This is a genomic window from Clostridium sp. AM27-28 (assembly GCF_003480955.1).
GTDB lineage: Bacteria > Bacillota > Clostridia > Lachnospirales > Lachnospiraceae > Otoolea > Otoolea fessa.
In genome coordinates this window covers 158,258-179,849 of the sequence record NZ_QUJT01000005.1, presented here as the reverse complement: position 1 = coordinate 179,849, position 21,592 = coordinate 158,258, and the positions used below count along the sequence as shown (strand labels likewise).

General features: G+C 50.5%; 12 protein-coding genes. 2 read left to right on the top strand and 10 right to left on the bottom strand.

Features of this window, described 5'->3' with window-relative positions; translation table 11 throughout:
• Window positions 1-63: 63 nt before the first annotated feature.
• The 5 genes from DW720_RS16185 to secG all read right to left on the bottom strand — a co-directional run bounded on the left by DW720_RS16185 (window position 64) and on the right by secG (window position 6,581).
• A complete protein-coding gene (locus DW720_RS16185) occupies window positions 64-921 on the bottom strand; it encodes a transposase (RefSeq protein ID WP_333490927.1) in 858 nt (285 codons plus the stop codon).
• 192 nt (window positions 922-1,113) lie between these two features.
• Window positions 1,114-2,718, bottom strand: a complete 1,605-nt coding sequence (gene hcp / locus DW720_RS07615) for a hydroxylamine reductase (protein ID WP_182436527.1) — start codon at window positions 2,716-2,718, stop codon at window positions 1,114-1,116.
• 285 nt (window positions 2,719-3,003) lie between these two features.
• Window positions 3,004-3,468: an SsrA-binding protein SmpB gene (smpB, locus tag DW720_RS07610; RefSeq protein WP_022358767.1), complete on the bottom strand. Its 465-nt coding sequence runs from the start codon at window positions 3,466-3,468 to the stop codon at window positions 3,004-3,006.
• A gap of 49 nt (window positions 3,469-3,517) precedes the next feature.
• A complete protein-coding gene (rnr, locus tag DW720_RS07605; protein ID WP_118556066.1) occupies window positions 3,518-5,623 on the bottom strand; it encodes a ribonuclease R in 2,106 nt (701 codons plus the stop codon).
• 721 nt (window positions 5,624-6,344) lie between these two features.
• Complete coding sequence (secG, locus tag DW720_RS07600) at window positions 6,345-6,581, bottom strand: preprotein translocase subunit SecG (RefSeq protein ID WP_107000428.1); 237 nt, start codon at window positions 6,579-6,581, stop codon at window positions 6,345-6,347.
• A 250-nt stretch (window positions 6,582-6,831) separates the two neighbouring features.
• Here secG and DW720_RS07595 point away from each other — a divergent pair, with 250 nt between their 5' ends.
• Both DW720_RS07595 and DW720_RS07590 read left to right on the top strand, forming a co-directional pair.
• Window positions 6,832-8,547 (top strand): CvpA family protein, encoded by a 1,716-nt coding sequence (locus tag DW720_RS07595; protein ID WP_243023720.1) that lies wholly within the window; start codon window positions 6,832-6,834, stop codon window positions 8,545-8,547.
• Between the two features lie 7 nt (window positions 8,548-8,554).
• On the top strand, window positions 8,555-9,565 hold the full coding sequence (locus DW720_RS07590) for a nucleoid-associated protein (protein WP_117795671.1): 1,011 nt from the start codon (window positions 8,555-8,557) through the stop codon (window positions 9,563-9,565).
• Window positions 9,566-9,632: 67 nt separating this feature from the next.
• Here the strand turns inward: DW720_RS07590 and DW720_RS07585 are convergent, their stop codons facing one another.
• From DW720_RS07585 to DW720_RS07560, 5 genes are all read right to left on the bottom strand, one after another.
• Window positions 9,633-10,361 carry a histidine phosphatase family protein gene (locus tag DW720_RS07585; RefSeq protein WP_118570419.1) on the bottom strand — a complete coding sequence of 243 codons (729 nt, stop codon included), beginning with the start codon at window positions 10,359-10,361 and terminating at the stop codon, window positions 9,633-9,635.
• A gap of 86 nt (window positions 10,362-10,447) precedes the next feature.
• Entirely contained in the window at window positions 10,448-11,260 is an 813-nt protein-coding gene (locus tag DW720_RS07580; RefSeq protein ID WP_118749460.1) for a hypothetical protein, read from the bottom strand.
• Complete coding sequence (locus DW720_RS07575) at window positions 11,257-12,477, bottom strand: DUF5716 family protein (RefSeq protein WP_118522717.1); 1,221 nt, start codon at window positions 12,475-12,477, stop codon at window positions 11,257-11,259. The genes DW720_RS07580 and DW720_RS07575 overlap by 4 nt, the downstream gene beginning before the upstream one ends.
• 27 nt (window positions 12,478-12,504) lie before the next feature.
• Window positions 12,505-16,083, bottom strand: coding sequence for a DUF5717 family protein (locus DW720_RS07570; RefSeq protein WP_118742601.1), 3,579 nt, complete (start codon window positions 16,081-16,083; stop codon window positions 12,505-12,507).
• 585 nt (window positions 16,084-16,668) lie between these two features.
• Entirely contained in the window at window positions 16,669-21,558 is a 4,890-nt protein-coding gene (locus DW720_RS07560; RefSeq protein WP_118749458.1) for a prepilin-type N-terminal cleavage/methylation domain-containing protein, read from the bottom strand.
• Window positions 21,559-21,592 lie beyond the last annotated feature (34 nt).

Below are 21,592 nucleotides of genomic sequence, written 5' to 3'. Positions count from 1 at the left end.
ATACTCCCGAAAGCATTCTTATGTTTTTCAAGGACCGGGATCAGGGTATTATAATTGGTGCGGTCACTGCTTACATATCCATGTACGATAAAATAATTCTCTACCGCAATCTGCGATCATCATGAGATTGTTCTGGAGTTTCCGTATTTCAAGTGGCGAACAGTTATCAATTTCTATAATATGGTTATTGGAGAGTTTTTTATGTTTTACAAGCTTTCGTTTTCTGTTCTTTTCGATCACTTCCCGGACTTTATCCATTCCTTCGATCACAAACATCTGTGCATTTCCCAGCTCATACTTTGTCCCATAATCATTCTTCTGCAAAAAAGCGTTATATTTTTTAAAAAGCTGGTCGATAGAATCCAGAAGGTTTGCAAGATGGTAATTGATGCTTCCGCGCCATACAAAAGTATAACGGTTGGCATTTGCCTCTATCTTTGTACCATCAATAAAAAGTTCTTTTAATGTGACCAGCCCTTCTTTCTGCAGCCGTCGCATAAACTGGTAATTCAGGTCATCCAGGACATCTGATGTCAGCTTTCTGCTCTTAAAGTCATAAAAAGCATCACGTCTCGGTTTTTGTCCGCGCGTCAGCCAGATAAAAGCAAGGTCTCTTTCACACAGATCAACAATACGGTCAACAGAACGTATTCCCCGCATATTTGCATAGGTAACTACAGCATACATCATGATTGGGTTGTACCCGGTTCTTCCCTTATCTGAACAATTGGCTAACAAGCCAGAAAAATCTAATTCCTCCATCACTTTTTTCAGGGTATAGACTGGATCGTCGTCAGGTAAACTCAATTCGAAGAAACTAAAGTTAATTTTCTGTTGCCCTAATTCAAAAAAATCGTTATAATAATTATTGGTTAGCATAGTTACATTATAACATGTAACGGAGAGAAAGATGGTTGTCATTAGCCATCTTTTTTCTTTTTTCTGATAAATTTCAGGGAGGGTATGACTCGTTGTGAGTCATACCCTCCCTGCTTTGGAACTATCTATTTCCCGACAGCCCCAATTTTATTGTTTCTCTCAAATCAAAACAGAACACAAGTACGCGCATTTCAGTGTGATACGAATGTTCACTTTATATATTTATTTATATCCTTAAAGACTCATGCATCTGTGCAGATCCTCCTCCGGTGTGCTGATCGGTGCAATGTTATAATTTTCCACCAGATACTGCAGCACATTCGGAGAGATAAATGCCGGAAGGGACGGTCCGAGGAGAATATTTTTGATCCCCAGATGAAGCAGTGTCAGCAGGATACACACTGCTTTCTGCTCATACCAGGAGAGCACCATGGAAAGCGGCAGATCGTTGACACCGCAGTCAAATGCTTCTGCCAGTGCCACCGCAACCTTGATGGCGCTGTAAGCGTCGTTGCACTGTCCCATATCCATTATTCTCGGAAGACCGCCAATCGTACCCAGATCCAGATCATTGAACCGGTATTTGCCGCAGGCAAGGGTCAGAACAATGCTGTCTGCCGGTGTCTGCTTTACAAATTCGGTATAATAATTGCGTCCCGGCTTGGCACCGTCACATCCGCCGACCAGAAAGAAATGTTTGATGGCTCCCGATTTAACGGCATCGATGACCGTATCCGCCACTGAAAGAACCGCATGGTGGGAAAATCCAGTCATGACTGTTTTGCCGCCGTTTATGCCTGTAAAATGCATATCCTCAGGATAACCACCCAGTGAAAGTGCCTTTTCAATAACCGGCGTAAAATCTCTCTCTTTGCCGATGTGTACCATTTCCGGATAAGATACGACTTCCGTCGTAAACACCCGGTCGGCATAGCTCTTTTTCGGAGGCATCAGGCAGTTCGTCGTAAAGAGAGCCGGAGCCGGAATATCTGCAAATTCCTTCTGCTGGTTCTGCCATGCCGTGCCGAAATTGCCCTTCAGGTGAGGATACTTTTTCAGTTCCGGATAAGCGTGCGCCGGAAGCATTTCACCGTGAGTGTAGATGTTGATGCCCTTATCTTTCGTCTGCTCAAGGAGCTGTTTTAAATCGTATAAATCATGGCCGCTGATAACGATAAACGGGCCTTTCTCCACGGTCAGAGACACCTGCGTCGGAACAGGATTTCCATAAGTTTCGGTGTTGGCTCGATCCAGAAGCGCCATGCACTTGAGGTTGATTTCACCCACTTCCAGGACAATCGGAAGCAGCTCGTCCATGCCCCAGTCATCCATGCCAATCGCAAAGAGCGCCTTAAAAAAGAAGCGATTGATCGTGTCATCGGTATATCCCAGAACGGCCGCGTGGTAAGCATACGCCGCAACGCCGCGGATTCCGAACAAAATCAGCGATTTCAGAGAACGGACATCCTCGTCTGCCTCCCAGAGATTATTCATATCATAATTGTTATTTTTGCCGCAGGAGACCGTGCACACGAAACAATCAGGCACCAGGCGTTCTCTCTCTTTTTCAACCCGCCGGATCAATTCAGTGATGGTGTCATTGTTAAAATTCACATTTGTTACCGTGGTAAACAATCCTTCCAATACAAGCCTGCTGGTATCCCCGGTAATCAGGTATTCATTGCCTTCCGTCGCTCTTGCAAGGCCAATCAGCGCACCCGTCAGCTTATCCTGCAGCCTGGCGGTGTCCGCTCTCTTGCCGCACACACCGGCATTGCCGGTACAGGCTGTACAGCCTGCCGTCTGCTCACACTGGTAACAAAACATTTTCCGCTCCATACTTTATAACTCCTTTTCGTTGTTCTGCAATCAACTGCCATTATTTCTAACCTGCGGCACCCTCACGTTCAAGAACACATTCGCGCACTTCCAGGCTGCCGGCTTTTTGTCTTTCTCAGCTTTACAAGCGTATTATAAAAAAATACCGGCAGAAATTCAGTTGTTTTTACAACGAAACAGAATTTTAAGTTCAAAAGAATATTTAGCCGTAAAAATACCGACCTCCAATCGTTAGATTTTTAGGTCTAACATTTGGAAGTCGGTACATAGATGGAATCTTTTCTTTTATTTCTGTCTCGCCTTAAACGCCCGGTCAATCTCCCGCTTCGCATCCTTTTTCGCCAGATCATCTCTCTTATCATACAGCTTCTTACCACGTGCCAGACCAATCTCCACTTTTACGAGACTTCCTTTAAAATAAACCTGCAGCGGTACCAGCGTGTATCCTTTTTCTTTGATCTTCGACATCAGGCGGCGGATCTCCAATTTGTGAAGAAGGAGTTTCCGCACACGCAGCGGATCTTTATTAAAGATATTTCCCTTCTCATATGGACTGATATGCATGCCAAATACATACACCTGACCGTCGCTCTCGATCTTGATAAATGCTTCCTTGATGCTGCATTTACCCATGCGGATCGATTTAACCTCGGTGCCGAATAACTCGATCCCGGCTTCGAATTTATCATCAATAAAATAATCATGGTAGGCTTTCTTATTGTTCGCCACCATCTTGATTCCTGCTCCCATTTTAATTCCTCTTTCCCTCTCTACTTTTTACATCTTATTTTACAATCCCCTACTTCCAGTACACCGCCGGCATAAAATCAATCGTCCTCGCATACCGGTCGCAGGCCGTCACGCGGACGCGGATGGTCTGACCGAGCTTGTACGTCTTTCTAGTCATCTCTCCGACCAGCTCATAATGTGCTTCGTCAAATACGAAATAGTCGCCGCGCAGTTCGTTGACATGAACTAATCCTTCAACCGTGTTCGGCAGCTCAACATAGAAGCCCCAGTTGGTGACACCGGAAATGACTCCCTCGAATTCTTCTCCGATGTAATGTTCCATGTACTGGACTTTCTTCATCTTATCGGTTTCGCGCTCGGCTTCGTCAGCGCGGCGCTCCAGGGCCGAGGTCTGGACTGCCACTTCCGGCAGGATTTTCTCAAAATGGGCGGTTTTTCGCGCATCCATATTGCCGTGGAGGCATTCTTTGATGATCCGGTGGATCTGCAGATCCGGATAACGGCGGATCGGGGAGGTGAAATGAGTATAATATTTCGCCGCCAATCCGAAATGACCGGAGTTCAAGGTCGAATATTTCGCCTGTTTCATGGAGCGCAGCGTCAAACGGCTGAGCAATGCCTCCTCCGGCGTGCCCTCTATCTTTTCAAGCAGCTTTTGCAGCTCTTTCGGGTGGATTTCGCCGCCCGGCATCCGCAATGTATATCCGAAATTGTTGATGAACGTGCCGAGTTTCGCCATCTTCTCCTCATCCGGTTTCTCATGGATTCGGTAGAGGAACGGAATTTCCTGCCAATAATAGTCCTCGGCTACCGTCTCATTTGCCATCAGCATGAAATCCTCGATAAGCTTCGTCGCCGCGTTGCGCTCATACGGCTTGATCTCGATCGGGCGTCCTTTGGCGTCGAGTAAAATCTTGCTCTCTGGAAAGTCGAAGTCGATCGCACCGCGCTCCTGGCGTCTCTTTCGGAGAAGCTGCGAAAGTTCTTTCATTTGCAGGAATAAATCCACAAATTCCTTATATTTCTCCTTTGTCTCTGCATCATCATCCGTGATGATCGCATTGACCGCCGTATACGTCATCCGGCGATCGACGCGGATCAATGTCTCTGCAATCTCATGTCCGATCACGACGCCTTTGTCATTGATTTCCATGATACAGCTCAGCGCCAGGCGATCCTCGCCCTGATTCAGGGAACAGATACCGTTTGAAAGTTTATGCGGCAGCATCGGAATGACGCGATCGGTCAGATACACGCTCGTTCCGCGCTTTAATGCCTCGCGGTCAAGCGGGCTGCCCTCGCGGACATAATGGGTCACATCCGCAATGTGTACACCGAGCCGGTAGCCCTGCTCCGTCTTTTCCAGCGTGATCGCATCATCGAGATCCTTCGCTTCCTCACCATCGATCGTGACTGTCGGCAGCTCACGCAGATCCTTGCGTCCCGCCTTGTCCTCCTCGCGGACGGCATCCGGGATCTCTTCAAGCTGTGCCATGACCTCCGGCGAAAATTCTTCCGGCAGACCGTATGCTTTCACGATGGATAAAATATCGACTCCCGGATCGTTCATATGTCCGAGAATGCTGGTGATCACGCCCTCCGGCTTCTTATCCGGGCTGTTTCCGTAATCCTTGATCTTCACGATGACCTTATGACCGGTCACTGCGCCCGCGTCACACCCCTGCGGGATGAAAATGTCGCGTGAAATCCGTGGATTGTCCGGGATCACAAAGCCGAAACCGCCGTTTTTCTCATACAGACCGACCAGCTCCTGATTAGCGTGCTCCAGGATCCGCACGATACTTCCCTCAGCTCTGCGTCCGCCGTCGCTCTCCTGCTCAATCACAACCAGCACCTTATCGCCGTGCATCGCGCCCTTTGTTTTTTCACGCGGAACGAACACATCCTGCTCACGTCCCTCGATTGTCACGAAACCGAAGCCCTTCGGGTGTCCCGAATAAATACCTGCCTCTGAAAATGTCTCCGGACGTCCCAGCTTGCCCTTGCGGGACATGCTGATTTTTCCCTCCTCCAGCAGATGATCGATAACCCGCTGCAGCTCCCGGCGCTGTTCCTTCGGAATATTTAAAAGAAGTGCCAGCTCCTTCAGCTTCATCGGCACGTATGCCGGTTCATTCATGACATCCTGAATCATCTTGCAGCGGCGGGTAAACTCCTCCTCGGAAGCGCCAATATCCTCACACTTCTTCTCGCCGCGCTTTTCGCGCTTCTTATCCATCTCACGCTCAAACTTCCGATCACGGTCTTTCTTTCCCGCTTTATCCTTTTTCCGGCGCACCGATTCCTCTTTCGGACCTTTCGCACGCTCCGGCTTTTTCTTCTTTTTTCCGTACCTCTCTTCCCACTCGCCGATCAACCCATCCCCGTCAATCTGGCGCTGTACGCTGCTCTCCCGGCTTTCTCCGGACATTTTCTCTTCCCGCGCTTCTTCTTTCCGCATCGCAAACCGCTGTTCTGCATTCTTCCGGATCCTCTCCAGCATCTCGTCCGAGAGCTTCATCTCCGTCTGCTGACGTTTTTCAAACGCCTCTCTTTCTCTCCTGCGATTTTCCGGCATTTTCTGTCCTTCCTCTTTCTGTGAAGCTGCCGCACTCTGCATCTGCGCCTGGCGCTTCTGCTGTTTTGCGTATTTCTGAGCCTCGCTTCTCTTTATTTTTCCCATGATTTTATCAAATATGTTCAAATCTATCTCACTTCTCTTTCTTAATTCACATTCTCGCGCCATTTCCTATGAAAAAAAGCTGCCACGTCCAGCGCTCTCTGCCTCTCACCCCTGCATCTGCTCGGAAACCACCGGCAAATATCAGATTCAGGAAACAGATCCCGCTGCCACGCGACAGCCTCTTAAAGGTTCCTTACAGGAATTTCAAATTCAAAACTAATGCAAGGATCAGCCACAGAATTGCAGCATATTTGGTCAGCTTCTCCAGCTTTCCTTCCATAGAACGGCTTTTATTTCTGCCCCAGTAGCTGTCAGCCATACCGCCGATGGAACCGGACAGACCTGCCGATTTGCCCTCCTGCAGTAGGATTACCGCCGACAGGAATACACAGATAATAATAAATATGATCGTAAGGATCGTCTTGATCATCTTCGCACCTCCTGAATAAACATAGTAATCATAGCATATTTTCGGCGGAAGGACAACTGTTTTTTTCCCGACTTCAACCCGGGAATTTGCCGTATTTAAATGCGAAGCCACGGCAAATTCCGTTACCGGGCTTGATTTTATCTCCCGTCGTGCGATACAATAGAGTTCTATCACATTTACAATCAGCGAAATCCTTTTTTTCATGGGAACAGCTATTTTTTATCATAAAACGAGTCAGGAGGGTTCTATTTTGAAAAAATTCACTTCGGCGTTTGGGCGTCTGTTTCTCTCTGCCGTCCTTATTTTTCTGGTGTTCTACACCATGATGCCCGCCATCAATCTGCACGATCAGGATTTCATCGTATTCCTGATTATCTGCATTCTGATTGTACTGGCAGTCAACTTTATGGAAAGCATTCTCATATTCCTGAAAACAGTGCAGCAAAACCGCGGCGTCGAGGTCGTGCGCGATCCTGTGACCGGACGGATGGTTCTGCGGCGCAAGTACTCCAACGTCTCCGGCAGTCCGTTTGCCGGTTTTAAGGCGATGGGACGCCCGTGCAAATATGGCATGATCGCGATCGCTGTCCTGATCTTCTTTTCCCTGATCGCCTCGGCGGCGGGCATCCAGCTTTTTAATGCGTCCCGCTACCGCGATCTGATCACCGTTACCGAGGGCGATTTTGCCTCAGATGTCGCAGAGCTTGGCATGTCGCAGATCCCGGTCGTTGATAAGGATACCGCCTCCCGGCTCGGAAGCAAAAAGCTCGGTGAGATGACCGACCTGGTCTCCCAGTTTGAGATTCAGGAAAATTACACACAGATCAACTACAAGGGGACACCGTACCGCGTGACGCCTTTGCGCTATGCCGACCCGATCAAATGGCTTTACAACCAGAAGAAGGGACTTCCGGCATACATTGCTGTCAATATGGTCGATCAGAATACCGATCTCGTCTGGCTGTCCTCCGGCATGAAGTATTCCACCAGTGAATATTTCTTCCGCAATATCAACCGCTACATCCGTTTCTGCTACCCGACACGGATGTTTGAGACGGTCTCCTTCGAGATCGACGACGATGGAAACCCATACTGGGTGGCGCCGACCATCGCCTACCGGATCGGCTGGTGGAACGGCAAGGACATCGACGGCGCGATCCTCGTCAATGCTGAGACCGGCGAATCTAAGTGGTACGCCAAGGCGAATGTCCCGCAGTGGATCGACCAGCTCTATGATTCGAACCTCATCATGGAACAGCTCGACGACAACGGCAGATTCCAGAATGGTTATTTAAACTCTATCTTCGGTCAGCGCGGCGTGCGTCGGACGACCTACGGCTACAACTATCTCGCCATCGACGACGATGTGTGGCTGTACACCGGCATGAGCTCTGTAACCTCAGATGAGTCGAACATTGGCTTCGTCCTCGTCAACCTGCGGACGAAAGAAACGAAATTTTACACCGTTCCGGGCGCCACCGAGCTCGCCGCAATGGATTCCGCGCGCGGACAGGTGCAGCACTTAAATTACAGTGCGACCTTCCCGCTTCTCTTAAATATTTCCGGACGACCGGCATATTTCATTTCCCTGAAAGATGCTGCAGGGCTTGTGAAAATGTATGCGTTCGTCGATGTCGCGCAGTACCAGATCGTCGGCACCGGACAGACGATCGATGAGGCGAAGCGCAATTACCGTGAGACGCTGGGACAGGAGGAAATTGAAGATCCGACTGCCAAGGAACCGGCGGCAAGCGAAACTGTCTCCGGCACGGTCGAGGCGATCGAGAATGTCGTCGTTTCCGGTAACACCTACTACTATTTCACGCTGACCGATGACCGCACCGACAGCGTCTACACCGCTGCGATCACCGTTTCCGAGCGGCTTCCGTTCGTGCAGGCGGGCGACTCCGTTTCCTTTGAGTGCGTCGAGAATGGTTCTACAAAAGAAGTTATAACCTGGAGGTAAGATAACATTGAAAAGTGAAGATATGATTTTAAAGGCAGCCATCGTACACATCCTCGATTCTTCGGTGGGAATCCCGGTTCTCTCCGACCAGAGCATGGAGGTCGGACCCGATTTTTCCGACTTCCTGAAAGCGCATATCGAGAAAATAACGGAAAGTGACGATGTCAAGCACTGTACATTTGCAGAAGGATCCGAGGTCAAAGAGCTGCTGCAAAACTGCACCCCGGACAATTTCGTCGAGACGAGCAAACAGCTCGCCGAGCGCCTCTACGACATCATGAATGCGAATATTGACATTCCAGCCGCCGATGTGGCGATGACCGTGTTCGGCTGCAAGGGCAAGGATTATCTGGCATTCTTAAAGATGAACTACAAGACCTCCTACACGCATCAGACCAGGGAAACGGACGGCGGCAACAGCAACGAGATCATTTTACAGCGCGCACTGCTTCCGGGACAGGGACAGCGCCTCTCCGAGGCATTTGTCCTCGATCTCTCCGACGGCTCCCTGATTCTGGCTGAGAAAAAATATGAGGTCAACGGCGAAAAATGCTTCTATTTCTCCGAGCTCTTCCTCGAATGCCGCGCTCCGCTCTCCCAGAAATCCAAGCTCGACATCGTCACCCGCGCCGTCGATCAGGTTGCCAAAAAATATTACGGCGACGAGGATGCACAGAAAAAGATGGAAATCAAAGACATTATCTGTAATGAATTAGAGGAACAGGGCGAAATCAAGGTGTCCGAACTGCGCGAAAAAGTATTTCCCGGCAGCCCGGAGATGCTCGAGGAGCTGGATGAAAAACTCGACCGCTACAACCTCTCCTACGAGACGGTCGCGCCGAAAAATGAACAGACGATCAAGAAATTCCAGAAACAGAAGCTGTACACTGACACCGGCATCGAGATCACGATCCCGATGGAAGAATACAGAAATCCCGACCATGTGGAGTTTATCACCAACATGGACGGGACAATCTCGGTGTTGATTAAAAATATTGGGATGCTGAGCAGTAAATAGCCTCTCACACAAAATTTATTTATCGGCTGATTCAAACGATTGCGATACATAATAACAGAAACATCCATCAGTCATGCCGTTGATCAAACCGTGTATACACCTCACAGAACCGCGCCGCAAACGACGGCTCGCGTCCACCCGCATACAGATGAGAAACATCCCCAAAACGGCTCATGCGGAAGGATGCAACGCCGGAGCGGCGCTCTTCTGTATAGAGCACCGTCACCGACGACGGTGCCGCACAGGTTCCGTGCCAGAGCTGCATCGGAGAGATATTTAAAAGATGGGAAAGCAGGACGCACTCGACGCCAAAATGACAGAATAAAACAATCGTGTCCTCATTCGGTGCCACGGCCCGGTAAAACAATCCATTTCTCACATATCCGTGCCGTCTGAGCAGCCGGTCAAGCTCTCCAGTCACCCAGTCGTACTCTTCTTTTACATGGGCGTTCTGAAAGACTTCTGTTTCATGCCAGTGATCCTTATCAAAATACTTCGGCTCCGCCATCCACGCATCCGGCAGCCAGTCCCAGACACAGTGCCCGGAATCCTTTCCCGGATGTACCGCCTGCGGGGCAAATTCACGCAGCCAGCTGCAGATTTCTGCCGTGCGGCAGGCTTTTTTTAAGGTCAGGGACGCCGTGTCCTTCGCACGCCCCAGCGGCGATACATAATAAGCCGCCACCGGAATCGGCGCCAGACGGTCTGCCAGAAGCTTTGCTTCCTCCCAGCCAGCCGGGGTCAGGGAATCAATTGAGTAATCAGGATCCGCATGGCGGACAATCAGAAGGCGCATAGGAAAACTCCTTTCGTAAAGAAATGGTAACTAGGAATGATCTTGATGACCGGGTATACCTGGAAAGGACACTGGCGCGAGCAAAATTAGAGCATCTTCCGATACTCCTGCTTCCACCCATTTAAAAGTTCTCCCGCACTCTCCATCCGCCGGACCGGATTGCGGTCAAACATCGTTTCGACCATGCGGACATTCCCGCACTTCTCTGCGGTCTGGTTCGCCTCGTCGAGTTCCCGTTTCCAGATCTCCTTCTGTTCCGGCGTCATCGCAGCCGCATGGCGCTCCTTAAGCTCCAGCTTCGGGTCAATCAAGGCAAGCTGGTACAGGTGCTTCAGCATCTCCGGGCTCTTGTCGAAATTGTACGCCATTTCATAAGCGGTAAACGCTTTCTCAAACCAGAAAATCCCGGCATACGCTGCCCCGATATTGTTCCAGATCTTCGCGGTAAATTCGTCCGTCAGCGATTTGACCCGCCAGTCCTCCAGAATCCGGTTGTAGTAATAGATCGCCGTCCCAAACTGCCGCAGGCGGAAATAGTAATCCGCCGTCTCCTTCTGGAACTCCGCCGCATTCATTTTGCGAAATGCCGCCAATTTCTGGCGGTATGCCGCAATCTCCTTTGCCGTATAATAACAGCACTCCTGCAGAATCACGATCGGCAGCTCGTCCTGGCTCTCGCCGCTCCGCTGCCATGCCTCCAGTTTGCCGGCCAGAAACGAAAGTCCCAGCTCCGAACGGATAAACTCAATCAGGCGGTCATCCACAAATCCATCCAGCGCCAGAAGCGGATTCTGATAAATGACATAACACAGCTCCTGCGACGATGCGATATGGACGCCCAGCCGTTCTATGTAAAAAGGATGTCGAACCGGCTCCTGCCGGCAAAGTATCAGACTCATAATGAAACCTCTTGTTTAATCATCCGGTTTGTCGCCGGAAACAATTCTCCAAATCCCAAATCACGTATCATGACGATCATCGTGTCTTCCCCGGTAAATCCAAATGCCATCTCGATCCGGGTCGTCCGGTCCGGGCGTTTCGGGAATCCCTCGAGCGGAATCTTCACCGTCTTCTTTTTGCGCGGTTCCAGCGGCTGGAGTGAAAATTCTACCTCCGGCGTGCCCGACACGATAAATTCCGCCGTCATTTTCGTCTCATACCAGCTGTCCCCGGCGGATGCCAGCACCAGCTGTCCCTCTTTTTCACGCTCCTGAATCTTTAAGGAAACCGTTGTTTTCAGACGCCCCTCACAGATACAGGTAAAATGGTACGCACTCTGCGCTTCACAGAGATCTTCCGAGCGGATCAGCGCCCCTCGGGTAAATACATCCATCTCCGCAAACACCCGGCGCCGTTTGCAGATCTGCTGCATAAAATCTGCCGCCCAGTCCGTCTGTGCAAATCCCCTGCCGGTCAGGATGATCGCTGAAAACAGGCGCTTCTGCAGCAGCCGTTCCGCACAGGAGGAAAGAATCCGGTCTGCCATCTGGATGCCCGCGTCGCTGTCCAGCACATTTAAGTGGAATGACTCCTCCAGTTCCTCCTGATCCGCGACCACCTGCATCTGGCGCAGCCCGCGCTGCACTCTCAATTCATAATAATGAAGACCATTCTCCGAAAGCTCAAACATTCCCACCTGGTTGCTCCAGACTTCCCGTTTCTGGCTCATCACGTAATATACAAAGCTCTCCGCGTGACTGATCACATGAACCCGGCTCCGGTCGATTTCCAGAAAATCGGCACAGTACATCAGGCAGTCCACCAGCTTTACCTCAAGCTTTGGCACCGTGATCACCAGGTTTTCTATCTCTTCTTTTCCGGACGCCTGTCTGGGAATCGCAAGCACCTGCTTCAGGAACATTTTCAGCAGATATAAGCCCTCGTAGCGAACACCATCGATCGTGGCGGTGCCGTCCTTCATCGCCAGGGAAAGCAGCTTATCTTCCACTACCATGCCCTCTAACGCGCCCCCGGCACTCTCCTCTGCCACCCGCCAGACGTCCGAATCCGGTTCTTTTCCGATCCGGGTCGGAACCGACCAGATCGTCTCCTGACCCTGACAGGATATATGTGTGCATGAATCACACAGATCCATGCCAATTATAAGTCCATTCATCTATCGTTTGTCCGTCTATCCCTTTCCTCAGGCGATCGGGAAAAGTGCGCTTACCGCCGCATCTCTCTTCTGGTACTCCCGCATCTTTTCCCGAAGCGCCGTCTCGTTATTTACCTTTAAAGAAAGACTCATCTCATTGAGCGCCGCAAACCGGCTTTCCCGGCTGCGTCCCGGAATCTCCCGGCAGGAAATCTCTCCCTTTTCTTTCGTCTTCCGGACGCCGTCCTCTTCCTCTTCGATCTGATATTCCAGCGTCTCGCCCTCAAAAATCACCTTTTCACGGATGTAAATATCCCGGTAAACGAGACGCATTTCCTCATAGTGGAACTCTTCCTCCTGCGGCAGAATCCGCAGCCGCAGATACGGGCGCACCGCCCGGTTTCCGTGATACTCGATGATTTCTTTATCTAAAATATTGCCCGGGATATGGATAAACCGCGCCAGATCCTTAAAATAGGCAAAAATCATACCCGCATCTAAAAGCACATCCACCACCGACTGGCATAGGCGCCGCTGTTCCTCCGAAAGCTCCGGCAGCGTCGCATAATACTTTGTCAGCGCCAGCAGATAAATATCCGGGATCCGCTCCCGATCAGAGCTTCCCTGCACAGCACCCTCCAAAAATGCGAACACCTTGTCGTCCGTCGGACGGTTTTCCAGAAAATATTCCACGCTCTTGACCGTGAAATACGCGCGCACGATATTTTCCCCTGTTTTCTTGCGTGACGCATAAAGCTCGAACACCCGGTCTAACTTTGCTGTATTGCCGGTAAAGAGCATCTGCGCCACCAGCCGTTCCTCCAGATCGTACGTCTCCACCCGGAGCCGCAGCCCCTGCATCAGGACGCGGTACATCTGATCCACCGTACCGTTGAAATGTTCGCAGAGATAATCGAGAATCACACTGTCCGGCTTCTCGTGTTCAAAGACATACCAGGTCAGATAAAGCAGGTGGTCATCCCGGTCAAAGAGATTTTGAAGCAGCATTCTCCCGCAAAGCCGCAGCAGCAGATTGACCGGCAGACCTTCTAGACCATACCGGCACACCATCTCATACGCCTCGCTGAAATGCCCGCACCGGATCAGCGTCCCGCAGACGCCGTTTCTCTCATCCCGCGTCAGCTGGTCCTTGTCAAGACTCAGAAGGTATGAAACACTTCCATCCTTTTTCGCATCCTCAATCCCATCCGCCATCCTCTTATAATACCGCACGATCGCTGACAGCACCTTTGCCCTAAACAGCGGGTGCAGCTCCATCTTCTGATCCGCGTGCTCCAAAAGGATCGCATCGTCCCCGGTCAGCACCTCCTTGCGGCAGGCTTTTGCACACGCATTCATAAAGAGGAACGGATGCATCGGATTCATTTCAAAACAGGTCTGTAAAAGTTCCTCCATATCCGTAAATACCGGCTGGATGGCGCAATTTACCCGCGCATACCGCGTCTCATTTTCATCCTGGAATAGAACCAGATCGCGCTCCGAAAACAGCGGCACATACGCCGTGCCCTCGTTCAGCACATACGCGTCCTCCGTCATCTGCTCCTCATGGCGCACCACCACGTATTTCATCGCCGGTTCCCGGCATTCTACCCGGCAGGATTTCAAAATCCCCGGCAGGACACGCGCCATCTGCGTATCGATCAGTTCCGGATAGATCAATTTCCGGTACAGGACCGCCAGGGCACCGTCTATCCGTTCCTTGAAAAGCTGATCCACCGCAAACTCTTCCATCGCCCGCTCGTACATCCGGTAAATATCCGAATCCGGCGTTCCATATGTAAGAAGGTTCGCATAAAGCTTCGCCAGTGACCCCGCATCCAAATTTGCCGAATACGAAAAGTATAAAAATACCTCACGCGACATCAGGCGGTCATAATTCTCCGGCATCGCATATAAATAATATTCATACAGGCGCGTCAGACTCAAATCTGCCTCCAGCGCCCGGCTATACCATTCAAAACAGGCTGTCTCCCGGCAGTCTCCCCGGATCAGCATTGCACAGAGTGCCTCCAGAATCTCCGTCTCCGGATACAGCCCGTAAAGTTCCGTCAAAAGGCGTCTGTAAAACTCCCGGTACGAACGGGACGCACGCATCACCCGGACCGCCGCCAGTGCCAGCTCGCGGCTGATAATTTTCCGGCGTGCCCCATAGTACAGGGCATGAAGCTCAAAATTGCCCGCATTGTCTAAAAGGAGCGGATCACTCTCCAGAAGTTTCAGTCCCGCCGCATAGAGGAATGGGCTGTGACAGCCATCCTTAAACTCCTGCTCCATGCTGATCAGCACCGTAACCGGATTTTTCTGCAGTTCCTCATCCAGACGCAGAAGCATCAGATAATAAAACAGGCTGCTGCCCGTCTCCTCCGACGCATACTGCTGCAGCAGGCGGATCAAAGTGTCCTTCTGCTCGGCATTGCCGGTCAGCGTCACGTACAGATAGCGGTACAGGCAGTTAAGCTTCCGGTCGCCCGATATTTTAAGCGCCGCTGAATCCTGCAGCTCCTTTAAAATCGTCTGCGCTTTCTCACGCCGATCAGTCAAAAGGTATAATTCCGCCTGCAAAAGCCGCAGTCCCGCGTCATAGTGCGTCATTTTCATCAGATCCAGCTCCCGCTGCATCTGGTGAACCGCCTCCGGGCCGCCGATCCCATTTTCATACGCCAGACGGGCAGTCAGATAATTTCCAAGCTCTTTCTGGAATGACATATGTGCCCGGTCGCATCCGCCCGCATCGGCAGCCGATGCCTCGATCGGGATCCGCACGGTTTCTCTGGCAGTGTGAATCAGGACGGCACCGAAATTCTTTCCGGCATGCAGCCGTTCCGCCAGAATCCGTACCGGAAGACGGAGCAGACCATCTTCAAAATCCGCCTGCGTCGCACTCTTCTTCGGCAGATGGAGGAACTCGCCGTCTGCCGTCACCTCCAGGTACACACTGCCCCAGTTATCCATCCGGATCTCGATCGTGTCCTCGGCATTCTCAGCCAGCTCGGCATATACGCGCGCCCTGCCCGGAATCGTCAGACCGACCGGCTTTTTCACGCCCAGTCCAACCAGAAATTCTTCCATAAAATTTGCCCGGCTGCCGTGCCCCTTCAGGCCGTCATAGAGTGCGCGCACATGCAGATCCTGCATAAACGGCACTTCCACAAAATCCGGGTACTCCAAAAGCCGGAGCGCCGTCTCCATATCATTTTCCGCGATGTGCAGAAAATCTTCCGCCGTTTTCAGATCACCTAAAGTCTTCCCGGCGTCTGCCACCTCGACGTGAAACTCATACGGAATCTCCTCTTCCCCGCAGTTTGTCACCAGATAAAAAGAACCTGTGATCGTGTCGCCTGCCGTCAGGAACGAAGTGTCCACTTCATATACGATCCGGCACCGGAGTCCGCCAAACGAATTGTTATCCCCCGGAATCCGCACCCGCAGGTTTGAGGAATACACAAATCCCTTCACACTTAATCCATTTTCGCTCCCGATCCATAAATTTCTCTGCATCAGGGTATTCATCCGCAGCGTCTCGTCTATCTTTTCAGGCGACCAGGTCATCTTCGGCTGTTCCGAATCGATGATTCCCTTCGCCAGCCGGTTAATTCTCTCTTTCATTCCTATCACCTGCCGTTTCATTATCCTGTCCCGGTAACTGCTTTGTCTTCCCACAGTTCCGTCGGTTCGAAATCTCGTACCTTATATCATACCATATTTTGTCTGCATTTACATCAGGGAATTGGAGAATTTCGCTGATTGCCCATCCGGCATTTTTTCAAGTCGAACGTCCGTGAGACTTGGCGCGTGATTCTGGTCAGCGAAGCTGACATATTCGTTGCTGTTCACTTATACTGTTCTCAGCAACGGGATTTTGCCGATGCTTCGCATTCCAAATCGGCAAAATCTGCTGCCAGAGCTGTATCGTACGGAATTTTCAGTTCAGAAAATTCCTATATGCAAGTAAAACACTTATTCTGTGCAGAATCACTGCGCATCCTCGCGGAGCGTTTATCTCAGTCGGAGACCCAACTCCCACTGAGACAAATTTGCTATTACTCACCACCTGAAGAGGTGGGAGTCTTCTCGACTGAGATAAAAACAAGCGCTATCCTGCCTGCCGGGCAAAAATTTGATGATTCCGCCCGGTATGTGGAATAGCGCCTGTTTCCAGTTTTCGATCGTTTTCTAATTTTTCTTAATTTCCTAATCCCAGTCGCCCACATACAGGCGTGTGCCAGTCTGCCAAGCTGTTGGTTCATAGATCGTCCAAATTGGATATGGATATGCTTTTCCTTGCAGAGAATCATCTATTGCGATCGTCTGATCAACGCCATTTGTGCCTGTTTTGGAGGACAGGTCAGCGGCACTCGTCCTAGTAATACTGGAATAGCTGTCCTTTACAGAGCTGCTGTCCACATAAGGTGCGCCGATGATTGCGTCGCTTAACTTTGGCAGATACCAGCATTCTTCCGGGACCGAAAGAATGCCAGCTTCCAGCTGGGCTCCTGGTCCCCACCACCAGGTATTGTTCAACTGACCAATATAGTATCCAAGGAACCTTGAGGTTCCAGCCGCTTTCACACTTCCTGTTGTATAGCAGTTCGAAAGAACCAGTTTTGCAGAATCATATTTTCCAAACAAACCGCCTGCGATGGCATCATATGTTTTTCCACACACATCCGCTGCACTGAAACTCCGTATTACCGAAATCGGACCATCCATCCATCCCACCAGACCTCCGGCACACCAGCCGCCTGACACATTTTTTCTATCTGACAGCATCTTCGCACCACTTTCCGTATAACCGTAAGGGCGGTTCCGTCCGCCGACATAACTGTTTTCAATGCTGAATTCTTTCCCGGCAGTTCCGCCATTCTGGTTGTTTTTCAGATATCCATACAAACCTCCAGCGATTCCAATTGTATCCACATACCCAGAGAAGAAACTGTTTTGCAGCTTCATCTGACCAGAGCTCTCGGCAAAGCCGACCAGACCTCCGCTAGCATCGGTTCCCTGTATCCGTGCATTTTTTCCTGAAACATATACGTGATTCATCACTAAATCACTTACTTTTGCTTCCCCGATCAAGCCTCCGGTTTTTCCTCCGCTTATTTGCAGCGTCGGTGCATCTACAACTACATGTTCAAGTGTCAGACTGCCATTATTTGTGCTTCCAACCACCGCGCCTGTTGCCAGCGTTCCAGAAATCCGGGATTCTTCTCCATATATATGGATATTTTTAATCGTTAGATAGCTGTCCGCCGAAGTGCCTGCCTGCGCCACCAGCCCTGCTGTATTCTGCCCCTGACAGGAAATGTCCGGATCCTTCAGATTCAAGTTTGATATCGTCAGATGATCCGTCTTCTGAAATAAAGCCGCACCATTCCAGGCAACAGGAGTTATCTTTAAGCCTGCAATCGTATAACATTCACCCAGTTTTGCTTTTTCTTTCTCATCCACCTCCGCATCATAAGAGATAATATCCGGGTTGTTAATCGGCCAGAAACTTCCACCTTCATACTTGGAATTTCCCGGACTGTAGATCGTCATCTTTCCGTATGCATCTTTCACCTCTTTACAATACGCTTCCGTCTGTGAGGTAATCGAATCATCCTCCTGCCAGAGAATATTATCGGTCTGAATGACCCGTGTGATCTTTAAACCACCATAGCCTTCTCCGCAGAAATTCAGATTCTGCAGATGACGTCCATTGGCGACCTTAACCGTATAGGTATCCGTTCCATCACCATTTCGTTCAATTACATCGGCAAAGCAGCTGTTGAACTTGTATGAGAGCTTTGTATTTTCTGTCGGCGGATAGCCATCCTCGCTCAATTTTACGATAACATTTTCTCCATTTATGTAACCGCCCGGCTGATAACCTCCCCAGGTACCCAGACTACAGAAATTTCCACCCTCACGTGATAAATCATCCAGATAGAAACGCAATTTCAACTTTTTATCTTTCGTTTTGCCTATTTCAAAACGATTTACCCTGTTTTTTTCATCAAAGCCGTTCCAATTGCCATTTTCCTCATTTTCTGCACAGCTGGCAGCTTTCCTTTCCGTATCTACAAAGCAAAATTTCGATCCCTTTCTCAGAGTATCTTCCTGCAAATCACCAGTATTGACTTGGAGAACATACCACATCGTTTTATGGCTCAATTCGCCGGTAATCGAAAATATCAGATGTATTCTCTGATTTTCTTCAAGCGGAGACGGAGAGACATAATCGATATACAGCCTGTTTCCAGTATGCAGCGCCTCTTCGTTCTCTTCCTTGTCCCAGTCCCCGACATGGTTATTCAGAAACCAGGACAATCCCTTTGATACGTTCTGCGCAGCAAGTTTTTCCGCTACCTTCTGGATCGTCGGCATGGGATAAATCGGTATCTCTGCTTTCTTTAATTCTGGATCATACGGATATGTATTCTTGCTGTCTGCACCCGTTCCCTCAGCACCAAACAGTTCTGAAAGTTCTTCTGCGTATGCGAGCACATACTTCTCATTCACCTTACTGCACGCATAACAGCCCGGATAAACTGATTTTTTGTTTGTTCCCGTACCGCTCGTCTCCGACGGCAGCATTCCATCCGTTCTATTTGCATAATCATAGAACGCAACAAACGCAGGTGCTTTCAGCGCCGGATTCTCTGTTTCATCCGCTGCCGTTCCGCTTCCATCCTCCGTTTCATCCGATTTTTCCTCAGCCGTCGGCGAATACACCGACGCCGACACATATGTATTCGCTATCTGACTGTCTGCCGGAAGCTGTGCGGCGAGACCTCCTGCGAATCCGCCGGTATATGCCGCTACATTATAACGTCCGGTAAGATTCTCAAAGGCTGCATTGGCATTTGCCCCATTCCCCGGTTTCTGGGATGTGTCAAACTTCTTGTTTGCTGTATGACCGCCGACATAACAGCTCTGAATCTGCACCGTGGGACCGCTTGCGGCGGCTGCAGTTGATGCTTTCTCAACAGTTCCGACCAGACCGCCGGCGTACATGCCTTCCACATAGAGTGCCGCTGCGCTGTCGGTCAGAGAAATTTCCCCCTTTGCCGTGCCGATCAGGCTGCCCGCCGTTCCCTTTAAAGCGCGGATCCGGTATTTGCTTTCTTCCTCCTGCTTCAGATCTGCCGCTTTTTCTGTGCTGCTTCCCAGCTTATCACGGAAATGGTTCTCCACCAGTGCATCCTGGACGGTCAGAGTGACGCCCTCAAATGTGCCCACCAACGCACCGGCAGAAGCGCCGGTCTGCTCTGCCTGTACCTGCGGATATTCAATCTGCACATTTTTAATTTTCACCGTTGCCAGATTCGTAGTTCCCCGGGAATCCGTTCCCGGCGTCACCGCACCAATCAAAGCGCCTGCACTCGCCTTCGTCCGGACCACCGGCTGGCAGATCAGCAGGTTTTTAACACTCATATCCTGTGTTACCGTTCCAAACAGTCCACCCGTCCCATCTACTGCTGTGATTGAACTTCCCGCCGTTTTTCCTACCTGCAGACCATCGATCCGGTATGTATTTCCCTGATAGTCCAGTGGATACGGCAGACTAAGCGGAAGATAGCTTCCCGCCTCCGTGGTATATGCCTGTGCCGTCGGGTTCGTCCGATCTGCATTCGTTTGATCCGTCACCCGGTAGGCAATCGAGATGGTTTCCGCATTCTGATTCAAAAAATTCGAGCCAAATGCCGTATGCAGCTTCGCCACATGTCCGCAGTAACCGCTCTCGTCCGCAATGTTTTCTCCCGCTTTCCAGGTCAGATCACTATTCTGCATCGCCGTAACCGTTTTGGATGTAGTCACCGCCCCAGTGTACAGCTGATCCGGATCCCAGCCTGAAACCCGCTCATCCAGATTTTCCAGATGGCGGAAGCTGCCAATCTCCGCGCTTCGGTCCGTACTGATCGATGCAAAGAGGCTGCTGCCGGATTCTATATTGCTCGTCTTAACCTGCGAAAGCGCTTCATTGTTGAAAACCTGCGCGTACACAAAGATATTTTCGTCCGGAATAAAGGAGGCAAAACCTCTTTCATCCTGCTGAAATATCATATCCGTCTGTGCCGGCTGGTTGAAATCCATAAATTTGAATCCTGTACTTGTGCCCGTGCCGGCTGGTGCCGCTATGTCATCCAGAATGACCTGATACGTTCCATCCGAATTGCCCGAAGCTCCGGACACCTTCGCCACACGCGCCGAGCGGCTGGTTCCCGGGGGATTGATCTCGATGTATCCGGTTGTACCGCTCTTTTCTCCCTTTACAAACAGACTCAGTGAATGTTCATTTTTATTCGGATCCTCGATTTTTGCATATAAAATATCATCATTCACCAGTTTCACTGTCGGCGCCTCGAATTCCTCCACCGGCAGTTCCGGGACTTCCAGATTTCCTGATGCGTAATATCCGATCGGCAGTTTCTGATCCTTATAATTGGAGTTAGCTCCCGTAAACCGCTCCCGTTTTCCGGCATCAGACGCCGCCGCCATAAGTGCCTCGCTTCCGATATCCGTCTGCACAAACTGATAATGATCCGAATACCACACCTCGCGGACCAGTCCTGCCTCCGGATCATAGAAAATAAGATAGCTCCCGTCTCCACGGACGGTCTCATCAATCGATCCAAACGGAAGAAGGCGCTGCCGGATCTCCTCGGTCACATTCGCAGATGCCAGCGCCATCTCACCGCCAGACTCTTCTTGTTCCGATTCAGGCTGCCCTGCCTGTTTTTCCGGCACATAGAGAACCCCGTAGATATTTCCCTCTTTCTCCTCCGCCAGCACTGTATTATCTACCGAAATTCCCAGCTTTGCCTGCTTTTGATCGTCTGAAAATTCCCCCTGTGCCTCCATATGGAGCAGACGCGGAATCGTCCCACTGGAGACCTCCAGTGTCAGATGATTCTGCGCCGCCAGAAAGATCTCCTTCGCCGTCTGATCCATCTCCAGACGGCGGAGCTTTCTTTGGTAATGAATCACCGCAACAAAAGAAAGACTGGCAAGAATACCGACAATCGCAATCACCGTCAAAAATTCCGCCAGTGTAAACGCCGCCCTTCTCTTCTGTTTGTTCTGTCTCTTCTGCTCCATCTGTCCTCGTTCCTCTTTTTATTGTAACTGTTCA

Excerpts from the sequence above, each read along its gene's own strand:
- DW720_RS07580 (WP_118749460.1), bottom strand. The coding sequence starts at position 11,260 with ATGAGTCTGATACTTTGCCGGCAGGAGCCGGTTCGACATCCTTTTTAC.
- rnr (WP_118556066.1), bottom strand. The coding sequence starts at position 5,623 with ATGATTCAGGATGTCATGAATGAACCGGCATACGTGCCGATGAAGCTG.
- DW720_RS07575 (WP_118522717.1), bottom strand. The coding sequence starts at position 12,477 with ATGAATGGACTTATAATTGGCATGGATCTGTGTGATTCATGCACACAT.
- hcp (WP_182436527.1), bottom strand. The coding sequence starts at position 2,718 with ATGGAGCGGAAAATGTTTTGTTACCAGTGTGAGCAGACGGCAGGCTGT.
- smpB (WP_022358767.1), bottom strand. The coding sequence starts at position 3,468 with ATGGGAGCAGGAATCAAGATGGTGGCGAACAATAAGAAAGCCTACCAT.
- DW720_RS07560 (WP_118749458.1), bottom strand. The coding sequence starts at position 21,558 with ATGGAGCAGAAGAGACAGAACAAACAGAAGAGAAGGGCGGCGTTTACA.
- DW720_RS16185 (WP_333490927.1), bottom strand. The coding sequence starts at position 921 with ATGACAACCATCTTTCTCTCCGTTACATGTTATAATGTAACTATGCTA.
- DW720_RS07570 (WP_118742601.1), bottom strand. The coding sequence starts at position 16,083 with ATGAAAGAGAGAATTAACCGGCTGGCGAAGGGAATCATCGATTCGGAA.
- DW720_RS07585 (WP_118570419.1), bottom strand. The coding sequence starts at position 10,361 with ATGCGCCTTCTGATTGTCCGCCATGCGGATCCTGATTACTCAATTGAT.
- secG (WP_107000428.1), bottom strand. The coding sequence starts at position 6,581 with ATGATCAAGACGATCCTTACGATCATATTTATTATTATCTGTGTATTC.